The organism is Rhodococcus sp. 5A-K4 (assembly GCF_046097995.1).
Taxonomy (GTDB): Bacteria; Actinomycetota; Actinomycetes; order Mycobacteriales; family Mycobacteriaceae; genus Rhodococcus_F; species Rhodococcus_F erythropolis.
In genome coordinates this window covers 74,060-88,915 of the sequence record NZ_JBJURM010000012.1, presented here as the reverse complement: position 1 = coordinate 88,915, position 14,856 = coordinate 74,060, and the positions used below count along the sequence as shown (strand labels likewise).

General features: G+C 64.1%; 11 protein-coding genes. 5 read left to right on the top strand and 6 right to left on the bottom strand.

Translation table 11 applies throughout. The features are described from left to right. Window positions 1-45: 45 nt before the first annotated feature. Both ACKAMS_RS17410 and ACKAMS_RS17405 read right to left on the bottom strand, forming a co-directional pair. Window positions 46-705 carry a response regulator transcription factor gene (locus ACKAMS_RS17410; RefSeq protein WP_020969075.1) on the bottom strand — a complete coding sequence of 220 codons (660 nt, stop codon included), beginning with the start codon at window positions 703-705 and terminating at the stop codon, window positions 46-48. Continuing rightward, entirely contained in the window at window positions 702-1,982 is a 1,281-nt protein-coding gene (locus tag ACKAMS_RS17405) for a PspC domain-containing protein (RefSeq protein WP_408989323.1), read from the bottom strand. The genes ACKAMS_RS17410 and ACKAMS_RS17405 overlap by 4 nt, the downstream gene beginning before the upstream one ends. Before the next feature lie 236 nt (window positions 1,983-2,218). Here ACKAMS_RS17405 and ACKAMS_RS17400 point away from each other — a divergent pair, with 236 nt between their 5' ends. Together ACKAMS_RS17400 and ACKAMS_RS17395 are read left to right on the top strand one after the other, a co-directional pair. Then, window positions 2,219-3,613 (top strand): PspC domain-containing protein, encoded by a 1,395-nt coding sequence (locus ACKAMS_RS17400; RefSeq protein ID WP_408989296.1) that lies wholly within the window; start codon window positions 2,219-2,221, stop codon window positions 3,611-3,613. Next, window positions 3,610-3,843: a hypothetical protein gene (locus tag ACKAMS_RS17395; RefSeq protein WP_020906937.1), complete on the top strand. Its 234-nt coding sequence runs from the start codon at window positions 3,610-3,612 to the stop codon at window positions 3,841-3,843. The genes ACKAMS_RS17400 and ACKAMS_RS17395 overlap by 4 nt, the downstream gene beginning before the upstream one ends. A 56-nt stretch (window positions 3,844-3,899) precedes the next feature. On the opposite strand, the gene guaA is transcribed toward ACKAMS_RS17395, so the two are convergent. Further along, entirely contained in the window at window positions 3,900-5,471 is a 1,572-nt protein-coding gene (gene guaA, locus ACKAMS_RS17390; protein WP_019747593.1) for a glutamine-hydrolyzing GMP synthase, read from the bottom strand. Between the two features lie 367 nt (window positions 5,472-5,838). Here guaA and ACKAMS_RS17385 point away from each other — a divergent pair, with 367 nt between their 5' ends. Beyond that, on the top strand, window positions 5,839-7,608 hold the full coding sequence (locus tag ACKAMS_RS17385) for an Ig-like domain-containing protein (RefSeq protein ID WP_408989295.1): 1,770 nt from the start codon (window positions 5,839-5,841) through the stop codon (window positions 7,606-7,608). A 51-nt stretch (window positions 7,609-7,659) separates the two neighbouring features. After that, a complete protein-coding gene (locus ACKAMS_RS17380) occupies window positions 7,660-9,417 on the top strand; it encodes an Ig-like domain-containing protein (RefSeq protein ID WP_408989294.1) in 1,758 nt (585 codons plus the stop codon). 83 nt (window positions 9,418-9,500) lie between these two features. On the opposite strand, the gene ACKAMS_RS17375 is transcribed toward ACKAMS_RS17380, so the two are convergent. From ACKAMS_RS17375 to guaB, 3 genes are all read right to left on the bottom strand, one after another. Further along, window positions 9,501-11,255 (bottom strand): GMC oxidoreductase, encoded by a 1,755-nt coding sequence (locus ACKAMS_RS17375; protein ID WP_020906934.1) that lies wholly within the window; start codon window positions 11,253-11,255, stop codon window positions 9,501-9,503. Window positions 11,256-11,428: 173 nt separating this feature from the next. Further along, entirely contained in the window at window positions 11,429-12,568 is a 1,140-nt protein-coding gene (locus ACKAMS_RS17370; RefSeq protein WP_021332462.1) for a GuaB3 family IMP dehydrogenase-related protein, read from the bottom strand. A 27-nt stretch (window positions 12,569-12,595) separates the two neighbouring features. Further along, on the bottom strand, window positions 12,596-14,119 hold the full coding sequence (gene guaB, locus ACKAMS_RS17365) for an IMP dehydrogenase (protein WP_020723641.1): 1,524 nt from the start codon (window positions 14,117-14,119) through the stop codon (window positions 12,596-12,598). 243 nt (window positions 14,120-14,362) lie between these two features. On the opposite strand from guaB, the gene ACKAMS_RS17360 reads away from it, so the two are divergent. After that, window positions 14,363-14,767 (top strand): DUF5319 domain-containing protein, encoded by a 405-nt coding sequence (locus ACKAMS_RS17360; RefSeq protein ID WP_003940777.1) that lies wholly within the window; start codon window positions 14,363-14,365, stop codon window positions 14,765-14,767. Window positions 14,768-14,856: the final 89 nt, after the last annotated feature.

The window sequence follows — 14,856 nt, the reverse complement described above, 5'->3', positions numbered from 1 at the left end:
CCATGGTGCGCCTTCACTCGCAATCGCGAAAGGGTGCGCGGAAATTCAGTCGATCTGTCGGCGATGTGCCCAACGTGTCAGCGCATTGCGATTGGACTGCTGAGTCTTTCGCAGAACGTTCGATGCGTGAGTCTCGACGGTCTTCACGGAAATCACCAGGTCCTCGGCAATTTCACGGTAGGTGTACCCACGTGCCAGCAATCTGAGCACTTCGAGTTCTCGCGGAGTGAGCGAGTCGAGTTCCGGATCGAGTTGTGGCTCGGGTGCATTGGAGCGTCCGGTGAAGGAGTCCAACACGAAACCTGCCAGGCGCGGCCCGAACACCGCGTCACCACCGGCAACGCGTCGTACGCCCTCGGCAAGTTCGGATCCCGAGATCGTCTTGGTCACATACCCGCGCGCACCGCCGCGGATCACCGCGATCACGTCTTCGGCGGCATCGGAAACGCTGAGCGCCAGGCACACCGGGCCGGAATCGATTCCGCGCAGAACTGCCACTCCACCACCGTCGGGCATGTGGACATCGAGCAGAACGACATGCGGCTTCGTCGAGTTGATACCGGCGATTGCCTCCGCGACGCCGCCGGCCTCACCGACGACATCCATATCCGTCTCGCGCGAGAGCTCGGCCCTCACCCCGGAGCGGAACACTGCATGATCGTCGACAAGAAATACGCGGTACGGGGGCGGCGCAAGCGAAGTCACTGGGGCTGTTCCTCGGGGTTGTCGACACGGTCAGCAGTCTGGTCCCACTTTAGAGCAGAGTCACCGAGCGGCATGTGCACGCGGATTTCGGTGCCCTTTCCGATGTCGGATCGAACCACGACGCGGCCACCGCGCCGCTCGATTCGACCACGAATCGACTTGGCCAGCCCCTGGCGATCTTCCGGCACCGCGTCGACGTCGAATCCGACGCCGCGATCACGAACGAACACACTGACCTGATCACCCTCGACCTCGGCGAACAGATTGATTTCCTTCTCCCCCGAGTGCTTTGCCGAGTTCACGAGAGCTTCACGCGTCGCACCGAGGAGCGCGGTGAACGCTTCCTTGGGCAGGCCGTTCTCGACGCCTTCGCCTTCAAGTTGTACGTCGCCGACAGTGACGGGACGGACCGTGACACCGTGCTGGTCTTCCACTTCACCGGCGATGATCTTCAGGCCTTCCGTCAGGCTCGTGTGGTCGATGTCGCCGCCGCTGAACAACCACTTGCGCAGCTCGCGTTCCTGACCGCGGGCCAGGCGCGCCACCTCTTGTGGGTTGTCGGACTGCTTCTGAATCAGAGCCAACGTCTGAAGGACGGAGTCGTGTAGATGCGACGCAATCTCTTCACGTTCGTCGTTGCGAATTCGGGCCGCACGCTCGGCGCCGAGAGCACGCCACATCCGCAGCCACAGCGGCACCGTCAACAAACCGACACCGATCAGCGTCACGACCACCGCCAAGAGAGACGAGCGCAGTGCTTCGAGGTCGACCTGAGCAAGGACGACAACGCCAAGACCCAAGATGATCAAGGTGGCTCCCCCGACCACCCGCGCCCACGTCAGAACGGTAGGCCGCTGCGGCAAGCCGATGACAGTTCGGGGACCGTCGGAGTCGAACTCGCGCCACACCAAGGCGGCACCGATCGCGACGACGAAGAACGGCGCGAGCACCGAACCCGCCGTGCCGCTGAACAACCAGGACAACGCGGCTGCGCCGCCCAATCCGAGAGCGATCAAGCCGTACGCCCGCTGCCGCTCGGCCGCGGACGGCTTCTGCGTGTCCGTGCCGGCGGAGGTGAAGATCCACAGGGCGCCGTAAATGACGATGCCGGATCCGGCCATCGCCGCAAGAATCGTGAAGGCGACGCGCACTTTCAGGACGTCGATACCGAGATGATCGGCGATACCGCCCGCAACTCCGGCGACGATGCGACCGCCGGAGCGCCGCTCCAGCTTTCGCAGTGGCACGGCACCCGGAATGGGCACGCCATTCTTCATGGGTACGGGATGCACCGGTACCCCGTTGACGGGCGGGCCTCCCGCAAACCCGGGAGCGGGACCGCTCACGAACGGCGGATCTGACAGATATTGCACATAGTCGATACTGGCACGAACCACGCGGACACACATCAGGGTCCAACCCTGAATCAGGCCGCCACACTCACCCGCGATCACCACAAAGATCAGGGTTGGCCCTGATGCGCGGAGGCTGCCTCGGAAGCCAGGATTGATTCATGAACAATCCGACTTTCCAAGAACAGATCCAGGATCTGTGGCGGACCCGCCCCGTGCGTCTGCCGGCACAAGGTCACGTGGCTGGGGTATGCGCCGGAATCGGATACCGGTACGGCATCGACCCCGTTCTCGTACGCGTGGCGTTTGTCGCGTCCACCATTTTCGGTGGCTCAGGCATCCTTCTCTACCTCGCCGGCTGGTTGGTACTTGCTCGTGCCGGTGACGGATCGTCCCCCGCGCAGTCGTTGATGGGCCGCGGACACAGTTCCGATTCCAGTACCAAGACCATCGTCTTGCTGGTGGCCCTCGCCATCGCGGCTACGACTGTCGGCCCCGTCGGCGTCGGTCTGGGTGGTTCCGGACTGATCGGGCTGATCCTGATGGTCGGTGGCCTGTGGCTGCTCTACCAACGAGCGCCCATCCCGCCCGCACTGCCGCAGAACACGTCGCCTTATGTCGGCGCAAGTACCGCGTATCCAGGCACCGGATTCACGCCTGGGCCGTTCACCCCCGGATACTTCGCGCCCAATCAGCCTCCCGTGTACACGCCGTACACCAAACTCCCCGACAGCTATGTGCCCGAGGAACGACCGGCCGACCATCCGCAGCAGTCACCACAATCCCAGGCCGCTCATCCGACGATCAACCTGTCGAAGGACCCGAGCGCTTCGGTCAGCACCAATCCGACCGAGGTGATCGGTGAGGCCGCCATCACGCCGCCGTCCTGGGATCCGCTCGGTGTCGCTCCGTTCGCCTGGGATCTTCCGGATCCGGCAGCCAAGGCCACACCGCTGCTCCCGTTGCCGCCACGTAAGCGTCGCTCGCGTTGGACGCTGACGGTCCTCGGACTCGCAATCATCGTCGCCGCAGTCACCGGGGCAGCGGGCGCCGCAACCGGCAACGAGTGGTTCACTCCCGGCCGAGTCGGTGCTGTCGGACTCGCCGTCATCGCACTCGGCCTGATCCTCGGGGCATTCTTCCGCAAGGGGTACGGCCTGCTGGTCGTCACCGGACCACTCGTGGGTTTCGTGCTTCTCGCCTCGTTGGTCTACCCGATCGAGTTCGACGCCTCGGGTGAGCAAAGATGGACTCCGGCAACAGCTTCCGAGTTGGAGCCGTCGTATTCGGGAGCCTTCGGAAGCTTCACTCTCGACCTCAACGGGGTCAAGTTCACCGAGGACAAGACCATCGACGTCGCGGCGTCGTTCGGCGAGTTCACCGTCATGGTGCCACCAACCGTCAACGTCAAGAACAGCTGCACCGTCGTCATGGGTGACGGATCAGGTTGCCTCGACGGCGGAATACACCCGGGCCGTGAAGTGACACCGGATTCGCCCACACTGACCATCAACGCCAAAGCCACGTTCGGCAGTCTGAAGGTGACGCAATCATGAGCGAGTACGACGAGACGACAGACCAGGACGAGACCCGAGAATCCAAGCGCCCCTCGGCACTTCTGCTGATCGCAGGACTGGCCGCACTACTGGTCAGCGTGTGGGCGTTGGTCGGGCCGTTCTCCCTGGCGCCGGCAGCGAACATTCAATTCCGTTGGCTGTTCGTCGGTGCCGCCGTCGTGGCAGGACTACTGCTGGTGATTCTGCCGAATCGGCGCAACCGCAAGTAAAACTGCTGTGCGCCTTTATTAACCGCGGGGGGTTAATAAAGGCGCACAGTTGTTTTTTACTCCCACTCAATAGTTCCCGGCGGCTTGCTCGTCACGTCGAGGACTACGCGGTTCACGTCCGCAACCTCGTTGGTGATTCGAGTCGAGATGCGCTCGAGGGTCTCGTACGGCAGACGCGTCCAGTCCGCGGTCATCGCGTCTTCACTCGAGACCGGACGCAGCACGATCGGATGACCGTACGTCCGGCCGTCACCCTGCACGCCCACGCTGCGGACGTCGGCGAGGAGAACCACCGGGCACTGCCAAATCGTTCCGTCCAAGCCTGCAGACGTAAGCTCTTCGCGCGCAATGGAATCTGCATGACGCAGGATCTCGAGGCGATCGCGGGTGACCTCACCGATGATGCGGATACCGAGTCCGGGACCGGGGAACGGCTGGCGTCCGACGATCTCTTCCGGCAGACCGAGTTCGCGGCCCACTGCACGGACCTCGTCCTTGAACAGCAGACGCAGCGGTTCGACCAACTTGAACTGCAGGTCTTCCGGCAGCCCGCCGACATTGTGATGGCTCTTGATGTTTGCAGTTCCCGTGCCGCCGCCGGACTCCACGACATCCGGGTACAGGGTGCCCTGCACGAGGAAGTCGACGGTCGCACCGTGAGATGCGTTCTCGCCCAGAACATCACTGACTGCGCCTTCGAAGCTGCGGATGAACTCGCGGCCGATGATCTTGCGCTTGGTCTCGGGATCGGTGACCCCAGCCAGCTCACCGATGAAGGTGTCCGCAGCATCCACGGTGATCAGACGCGCACCGGTTGCCGCGACGAAGTCCTGCTCGACCTGCGTGCGCTCACCGGCTCGCATCAAACCGTGATCGACGAAGACACACGTCAACCGGTCGCCGATTGCCCGCTGAACCAAAGCCGCAGCGACAGCCGAGTCGACACCACCGGACAGACCGCAGATGGCGTGTCCGTCGCCGACCTGCTCGCGAACCTGCTCGATCAGCGCATCGGCGATGTTGGACGCCGTCCACGCTGCCGGAATACCGGCGATCTCGTGCAGGAAGCGGCTCAGGACCTGCTGACCGTGTGGGGAATGCAGAACCTCGGGGTGGTACTGCACGCCGGCGAGCTTGCGGGCGCGATCTTCGAACGCTGCGACGGGAGCGCCATCGCTGGTCGCAGTCACCTCGAAGCCGGACGGCGCTTCGGTGACGGCGTCACCGTGGCTCATCCACACCGGCTGCGTCGCGGGAAGTCCGTCGTGCAGCAACCCACCGGATACCGCGATGTCGGTACGGCCGTATTCGCGGGTACCGGTCTCGGCAACGGTGCCGCCGAGGGCGCCTGCCATTGCCTGGAATCCGTAGCAGATTCCGAAAACCGGGATGTCGTGATCAAAAAGTGCGGGATCGAGCTTGGGAGCACCGTCTGCGTAGACACTCGAGGGCCCACCCGAGAGCACAACAGCCAAGGGGTTCTTGGCCACGATCTCCTCGACGGTCGTGGTGTGCGGAATCACCTCCGAGTAGACCTTGGCTTCGCGAACTCGCCGTGCGATCAACTGCGCGTACTGCGCTCCGAAGTCGACGACAAGAACTGGTCTCTGCTGCTCGATATCTGCCACAGGTGCAGTCTAATCGCCGCAGCCAGCGCTTCTGCGCATGCATGGACTCAGCCCGCTCCTCGGCCGAGTGAGCGCGAGATACGTCACTACAAAGGCCGACCCTCCGGACTGCGCGGCGACCTCGGGGCGAACTAGACCACCGTCCAGGTCAACGATGCCCCAATCGCCAGCACCTTAGCTTCGGCAATCAAAACGGCGACATCATCGCAGGCCAGAGCCCGAAATGGACGGAGGGTGAATTTTCTGGACGTTTGACCGATTCGCCTGAACCAAACGTCCAGTAAAGGTAATCTCGCCCGTCAAGTGATCAGGATCACGATCGCAAACGGCCGGCGCCGCCGAACGGCGCTCACCTCGAGGAGGACCTGTGCGTCGATTCATACGACGACTCGCCATACCTGTCGCGGCTGTGACGGCTGCCGCCGGACTTCTAGTCCTCGGCACGCCGGCCACCGCTGACGAAGCCCCGCCGACCACCTTCACCGGCACGACCGACAATCTGATCTTCACGAAGAGTGTCATCGGGAACGCGGCAGTTCACCCAGGCGACACCGTCACGTACAAGACCGAGATCAAGCACAACGAAAGCGGCATCGAACGGTCGATCGCAAAGATCCGTGACATCCCGCCCGCAGGATTCGTCCTCGTGCCGGGCAGCGCCAAGGCCACCTACCTGGGTGTGACCAACCGGGCGACGATCAGCAACGAATCAGATGGCGGAGTCTCAGCGAAGTGCTCGAACGGCTGCACCTTCCTTGTCGGTGGATTCGTCGTCAAGAAGAACCAACCCGTCACGCTCGAAGCGACCTACACGGTCCCTGTCGGCACAGCGTTCGGGACGTACGACAGCGGCATGCTCTTCGACGTCAACGCCTTCAGCACGCAGCAGGGCCTCAACCCGATCAACGTCAACGTCCAGGTCGTCGACCCGTCTGTCGCCACCGGAACCACGCTGGTTGCACCGGCAACGGCGAAGGTCGGCACGCCGGTCGACCTGACCGCGACGGTTGCGCCGTCCGACGCGAGCGGCACCGTCCAGTTCAAGGACGGCGGCAACGACATCGGCTCACCCGTCCCGGTCGCGGGCGGTAGCGCCACCCTCTCCCACACCTTCGACAGCGTCGGCGCCCACGACATCACCGCCGCGTACAACGCCGGTCCGGGATTCCACAGCTCGACCTCCGGAGTCCAGACCGTCGACGTCTCCGCGGACACCACCACCACGATCTCGGCTCCGAACGCAGCATTGGTCGGTGACAGCATCACCGTGAGCGCCGTCGTCACTCCGGCCAACGCCGTGGGCACGGTGCAGTTCAAGGACGGCGACACCAACCTCGGCGCACCGGTGGCCGTGGTCGACGGAACGGCTTCCCTGACCCGCAGCTACGACGCCTCCGGCACGCACAGCTTCACCGCAGTGTTCACCGGCGAGGCCGGCTACGGCGATTCAGTGTCCACCGCAACCCAACTCGACGTCAGCGATCCCGACTGGGGAACCACCACCAGCGTTGTCGAACCGCTCACAGCAGTCGTCGGTGAACCGACCAACCTCTCGGCCACCGTCTCCCCCATCCCGAGCAGCGGAACCGTGACGTTCAAGGTCGACGGCGCCGAGGTCGGTACCGCACCCGTCGGCACGGGTGACGGCGTCGCGATCCTCCCGCACACCTTCGCATCAGCCGGTGCCGCAGCCGTGGTTGCCGAGTTCTCCGGCGGAACCGGATTCATCGGCTCCACGTCCACATCGTTCACGGTGAACGTGACCGATCCCGAGCCCGCCCGCGCGGACACCACGACTGTCCTGACTGTCAGCGGCTCCGCTCAGGTCGGAAAGGCATTGCAACTCAAAGCCACCGTTGCACCCGGAACAGCAAACGGAATGATCCAGTTCAAGTCCGGCACGACGCCCATCGGCGCACCCGTTGCCGTCGTCAACGGCGTCGCGACGCTCACGCACACCTTCGACGACGAGGGAACGTTCGGCCTCACTGCCAACTTCGTCGGCGACGCCGGCTGGAAGAACTCCGTCTCCGGCCCGACGGTCGTGCAGGTCGGCACCGCGCCGACCGACGGCGGCGGCACCGGAAGCGTGGACACCGGTTCACTCAGCGGCCTCATCCCGCTCTTCGGAAGCTAGTCCCCCACATCAGCTTTGGACACCACTCCCGTACCCAGCTCAGGAGAATCCATGTTCGTGCATTCCAGACGCCGCATCGCGGCGCCGATAGCCGTCACGGCACTCGCCAGTGGCGTCATCCTCGCGGGAATCCCCGCTTCAGCGGCCCCGGTGACAACAACTTTCGGAACGAGTTGCCTCGCAACCCCGTCCGCCGTCGCCGGTCCGACCACGCAGTCCCAGTCCGGTTCGGTCATCGTCGACGCACCGGAGAGCGTCGGAGCGGGTGAGACCTTCGAGGTCACCATCCAACCCGGTCCCATCGCCTTCCCCGGATCGGCTTCGGGGGCGACCGTCCAGAACGTCTCCCGCATCAAGGTCGACGTCGACGTTCCCGCGAACGCCACCCTGGTGGAAGCCACCATCGTTCCCGGAACTTCGGCAGGGCTCAGCGGTGTCGCGCCGAACATCCTGCGTGTCAACGAGAACGGCAACGTCGATCCCAACGGAACGATTCTGCGCCTCTCCGGAAACAACCAGGTCATCGGCAACAGCCCCAGCTCGAGCATCAACTCCGAGGGCGGGATAGTCGTCAAGGCGACCGGCAAGAACGTCGACGGTTCCAACAATGCCGACGGCTACACCCAGTTCCAGCTCCCCCAGGTCAAGGCAGTTCTCAAGGCCGGCGATTCAGGGGACGTCGCGATGAAGGTACGCACCGGCGGCAGCGCGGGAGCGTGGAACAACGATCGCAACTTCCTCACGTTCCTCCCCAAGGCCACCCTGGTCATCACCGCCTGGGCACCCACGCGATGCACCCCGCGTGACGCCGAGAACGGTCCGCTCAACAGCGGCGCAGGCCCCCTCGCCACGACACGGATCATCGAGGCGGACAAGGCAACCACCACCACTGTCGTCGGACCGGCCAACGCCAAGAACGGAACTCCTGTCACTCTGTCGGCCAACGTGAGCGGCGGCGCAAACGGTGGAACCGTCCAGTTCTTCGACGGCGACAACCCCCTCGGGGACGCGGTGCCGGTCACCGGAGGGTCGGCAAGCATCTCCCCGACCTTCACCGAGGACGGACCGCACTCCATCACCGCGAGCTACAGCGGTGCACCCGGATTCCTGGCGTCGACGTCGGCGTCGGCCAAGATCGTGACCGTCACGACCGATGCGCCGCCTGACGCCGTGACCACTACCGCAACGGTTTCGCCGTCTACCGCGAAGGTCGGTCAGGACGTCAACCTCACCGCCAAGGTCGATCCGCAGGGCACCGGCGGCACCGTCGACTTCATCGTCGACGGCACCGAAACGCTGACTGCCACGGTCGGAACAGACGGGGTTGCCATCGCTCCGTACACCTTCACCTCGACAGGAACGCACAAGGTTGTCGCGAAGTTCACGGGTTCACCAGGATTCGCGCCGTCCGCTGCCCCGGCATTCCCGGTCAGTGTCACGACTCCGGCTCCCGCTGACGTCGAGACGTCCACGGTTCTCGACGCCGTCGGAACTGTTCAGAAGAACACCCCGGTGACACTCAAGGCAACGGTCGATCCGGCCGGTGCCACGGGCAAGGTCCAGTTCAAGGTCGGTGACACCCTCATCGGTGGACCGGTCGACGTGGTCAACGGTGTCGCAACGGTACCTGCCACCTTCTACAACTCCGGGACCTACAGTGTCACCGCCGAATTCGTGGGTGCTTCGGGCTACACGTCCTCGGCCTCTGCGCCGCAGACCCTGACCGTCCCCGGTGATACCGACGGCGGACCCGGTGGCGGAACCGGCAGCCTCGACCTCGGCACCCTCTTCGGGTCGCTGGGCGGCTGACAAGGTGGGCTGACGATCTGAAACTGCAAAAGGGGCGTGCCGTCGAATCCTCGACGACACGCCCCTTTTCGGTTCGCGGTGAACTATCCGGCAGCAGGCTCCGCCGGAACAGCCGTAGCCGTCTTGCCGCCGGTGATCTTCACGATCGGCAGAACCAGCGCTGCCGGAGCCGACGCCGGCACCACGGGCGACTTGGGTGCAATCGGAGCCAAACGCTCGTAGCCGCTGCCCTGGGCGGGACGCAGGTCCGTCTCCCCCTTGTTCGGCCACAGCGAGGCCGAGCGCTCGGCCTGAGCGGCGATGGTCAGCGACGGATTCACGCCGAGATTGGCCGACACCGCTGCACCGTCGACGACGCTGAGCGTCGGGTAGCCGTACACGCGGTGGTACGGATCGATGACACCGTGATCGGAATCCGACGCGATAGCGCAACCGCCCAGGAAGTGCGCGGTCAAAGGAACGTTGAAGATCTCGCCCCACGTGCCGCCTGCGACGCCGTCGATCTTCGCGGCAACTCGACGCGTCGCCTCGTTGCCCTCGGGAATCCACGTCGGGTTCGGCTGACCGTGGCCCTGCTTGCTGGTGACCTTGCGTCGACCGAACAGGCCCTTCTTCGTGTACGTGGTGATCGAGTTGTCGAGGTTCTGCATGACCAACGCAATGATCGTGCGCTCGCTCCAGTCCTTGACAGTCAGCATGCGCAGCATCTGGTACGGGTTCTTCGCGACCACACCGAGGAACTTGATCCACCGCGGTGTCGAGCCACCGCCATCCGTCATCAAGGTCTGCAGCAGTCCCATCGCGTTGGAACCCTTGCCGTAGCGGACCGGCTCGATGTGGGTGTCACTACTCGGGTGGAACGACGACGTGATCGCCACTCCGCGGGTCAGGTCGAGTGCAGGATCGACCTTGTACTTGCCTGCGCCGACGATGGATTCGGAGTTCGTTCGAGTCAGCTCGCCGAGCTTGTCGGAGAGCTTGGGCAGCGCTCCGGTGTCCTTCATGTCGAAGAGCAGATGCTGAGTGCCCCACGTTCCGGCCGCGAGAATCACGTTCGCAGCCGTGTAGGTGCGGCGGTTCTTTCGTCCGAATGCACCGGTTCGCTCGGTGAACACATCCCACGAACCGTCGCGAGCCTCACGAAGTCCGGACACAGTGGTCATCGGAATGATCTCGGCGCCGGCTGTCTCGGCAAGGCCCAGGTAGTTCTTGAGGAGAGTGTTCTTCGCGCCGTGACGGCAGCCCGTCATGCACTCGCCGCACTCGATGCAACCTGTGCGCTCGGGTCCGACGCCGCCGAAGTACGGGTCCTTCGCCTTCTTGCCCGGCTCACCGAAGTAGACGCCGACGGGCGTCTGGATGAACGTGTCGCCGACGCCCATGTCGTCGGCGACCGACTTCATGATCTCGTCAGCGGGCGTCATGTGCGGATTCTGCACGACGCCGAGCATCTTCTGAGCCTGCTCGTAGTACGGGGTGAGCTCACTTCGCCAGTCGGTGATGTGCGCCCACTGCTTGTCCTGGAAGAACGGCTCCGGTGGCTGGTACAGCGTATTGGCGTAGTTCAACGACCCGCCGCCGACCCCTGCACCCGCGAGGATGAGGCAGTCGCGCAGCAGATGCACGCGCTGAATGCCGAAGCAACCCAGCTTCGGAGCCCAGAGGAACTTCTTGAGATCCCAGCTGGTCTTCGCGAAATCTTCGTCGGCATACCGTCGGCCGGCTTCGATGACGCCGACCTTGTAGCCCTTCTCCACGAGACGAAGCGCGCTCACGCTTCCGCCGAACCCGGATCCGACGATCAGTACGTCGTAGTCCGTTGCCCGTTGCTTGCCCATCAGGACACCTCCACCGTGAACCGTAGTTACCCGCCAGTATGCACCTATCCCTTGTGACTACCACCACAAGGGGCCCCATAAGCGTAACCGCAAGTATCAGGAACGGAAGAAAGTCCTGCACAACGAACTGTGGCCCCGGTTCACGAAGAACCGGGGCCACAGAAAGGTACAAACTACGCGCGGACCGTCAGCCCGACCTTCTGGAACTCCTTGAGGTCGGAGTACCCGGCCTTGGCCATCGACCGACGAAGACCGCCGACGAAGTTCAGAGAACCGTACGGATCATCCGAAGGACCGCTCAGGACCTGATCCAGGCTCGGACGCTCGCCGTAGGAAACCGGAAGAAGCGCTCCACGCGGAACCGAAGGATGAGCCGCAGCGGACGGCCAGTACCAGCCGCCACCCGGCGCCTCGGCGGACACGGCCAGCGGCGCGCCCAGAACGGCAGCGTCGGCACCGCAGGCGATGGCCTTCGCCAGATCACCCGAAGTTGCGATGTCACCGTCGGCGATGACGTGGACGTAGCGTCCACCCGTCTCGTCGAGGTAGTCGCGCCTGGCTGCTGCAGCGTCGGCAATGGCCGTGGCCATCGGAACGCCGATACCCAGGACCTCACCGGTGGTGGTTGCACCCTCGGTGGAGCCGTACCCGACGATGACACCGGCAGCGCCGGTACGCATCAGGTGCAGCGCGGTGCGGTGGTCACTGACCCCACCAGCGACAACCGGAACGTCGAGTTCCGAGATGAACGTCTTGAGGTTCAGCGGTTCCTGCTCGGTGTGCACGACGTGCTCGGCCGAGATGATCGTCCCGTGGACGACCAGCAGGTCGATTCCGGCCTTGATCAGCTCGGGCGTCAGTGCGCGCGCATTCTGCGGACTGACCCGAACGGCAGTGGTGACCCCCGAATCACGGACCTGCGCCACCGCAGCAGCCAGAAGACCCGCCTGCAGCGGTGCCGCGTGCAGCTCCTGCAAGTAGCGGATGGCTGCGTCGACGCCACCGTCCTTTTCGGCGATCTCGACGAGACGCCGGAGCTTCTCCTCGACATCGGGGTGACGACCCCACAGGCCTTCACCGTTGATGACACCGAGGCCGCCGCGCTTACCCAGCTCGATCGCGAAGGTCGGCGAGACCAACGCGTCGGTGGGATGTGCGAGGACTGGGATGTCGAACCTGTAAGCGTCGAGCTGCCAAGCAGTCGACACCTCCTTCGACGAACGGGTTCGCCGGGAGGGAACGATGTTCACATCGTCCAACTCGTAGGTACGTCGGGCCGTTCGACCCATGCCGATCTCAACGAGGTCGCGCACGCGCGCCCCTTTCTCGTGTACTGGTTGCTAACGAGCGGTGTAGTTGGGTGCTTCGACAGTCATCGTGATGTCGTGCGGATGGCTTTCCTTCAAACCGGCCGCCGTGATCTGGACGAACTGAGCGTTCTGCAGGTGCTCGATCGTCGCCGACCCCGTGTAACCCATGGCAGCGCGCAGACCACCGGTGAGCTGGTGCGTCACCTGGGAAAGCGGGCCACGGAACGGAACACGTCCTTCGATGCCTTCCGGAACCAACTTGTCCTCGGAAAGTACGTCGTCCTGGAAGTACCGGTCCTTGGAGTACGACTTGGCCTCGCCACGCGATTGCATCGCGCCGAGCGAACCCATTCCGCGGTAGCTCTTGAACTGCTTGCCGCCGACCAGGATCAGTTCGCCGGGCGATTCAGCGGTACCGGCCAGGAGCGAACCCAGCATGGCCGTCGACGCACCCGCGGCGAGAGCCTTCGCGATGTCACCGGAGAACTGGAGTCCACCGTCAGCGATGACGGGCACACCCAGAGGCTTGCACGCGGCAACCGCTTCCAGGATGGCCGTGACCTGAGGGGCACCGACGCCGGCGATGACGCGGGTGGTGCAGATGGAACCAGGGCCGACTCCGACCTTGACGGCATCGACACCGGCTTCGACCAGTGCCAGAGCACCCGCGCGCGTAGCGACGTTGCCACCGATGATCTGAACCCGCTCACCCAGTTCACGCTTGAGCTTGGCGATCATGTCGAGAACGTTGGACGAATGACCGTGCGCACTGTCAACCACAAGTACGTCCACACCGGCATCGGTGAGCGCCATCGCACGCTGGAAGGCGTCGTCGCCTGCACCGACTGCAGCGCCGACGAGCAGTCGACCGTCACGGTCCTTGGTGGCGTCCGGATGCTGCTCGGTCTTGACGAAGTCCTTGACCGTGATCAGGCCGGTGAGCTTGCCGTTGCCGTCGACGATCGGCAGCTTCTCGATCTTGTGCCGACGAAGAAGGCCCAGTGCCACGTCTGCGGTGACGCCTTCCTGAGCGGTGATCAGCGGCATCTTGGTCATGATCTCGACGACCGGACGATTCTGGTCGACCTCGAAACGCATGTCACGGTTCGTGACGATGCCGACCAACTGGCCGGCGTCGTCGGTGACCGGCAGACCCGAGATGCGGAAGCGAGCGCACTTCGCGTCGACCTCACCCATGGTGTCGGTCGGCTTACACGTGACGGGATCGGTCACCATGCCGGCCTCGGAGCGCTTGACGGTCTCGACCTGTCCTGCCTGAACCTCGACGGACGAGTTGCGGTGCAGAACACCCATGCCGCCGGCGCGTGCCATCGCAATTGCCATGCGCGACTCGGTGACGGTGTCCATCGCAGAACTGACCAACGGAATCCGCAGACGGATGTCGCGGGTCAGTTGACTGGACGTGTCGACCTGGCTCGGGATGACGTCGGACGCAGCAGGCAACAGCAGCACGTCGTCGTAAGTCAGTCCCAGCATCGCGACCTTGTTGGGGTCGTCTCCTCCGGTGTGTACATGTCCTGCAGAACTACTCATGCGGTCAGGACCCTCCATGGACCTAGATTCGCCCAGGGCGACCGCTGTAGCAGCCGCCTCGAAACGGATTACGAAAGCTGGATATCGGATAGAAGGCGCCTGCACGGAAAGAAATTCCTGGCACCTTTTCCCGGCGTTGCACACCATGGTATCGGCTCACTCAAAGGTCCGAACCATCCCACCCACGCTGCGGGTACGCGTAACAAGTGGCGCTGACCCCCCTGACCTGCGTACCGTGGTGCTGTGCGTGATCAACTGCCCCCCGGTCTGCCGCCAGATCCCTTCGCCGGCGACCCAGCTGACCCCTCCGCGGCTCTCGATGCCATCGAGCCGGGCCAACCACTCGACCCCCACGAACGCCAAGCGGTCGAGGAGGATCTCGCTGACCTCGCCGTCTACGAGGCGCTCCTCGCCCACCGCGGCATCCGCGGTCTCGTAGTGTGCTGCGAGGACTGCCAACAAGATCACTACCACGACTGGGACATGCTGCGCGCAAACCTGCTACAGCTCCTCGTGGACGGAACCGTCCGCCCCCACGAGCCTGCCTACGACCCGATGCCTGAGGCATATGTCACGTGGGACTACTGCCGTGGATACGCCGACGCGTCGATGAACGAGGCGATGCACGGCGACGGTTTCGACAGCTGAGCGAAACCCCACCAGGTTCATACGAAAGTGGCCGACAAGCAATTGCTTGTCGGCCACTTTCGTATGAACCTGGACCGCAACGATGCGAT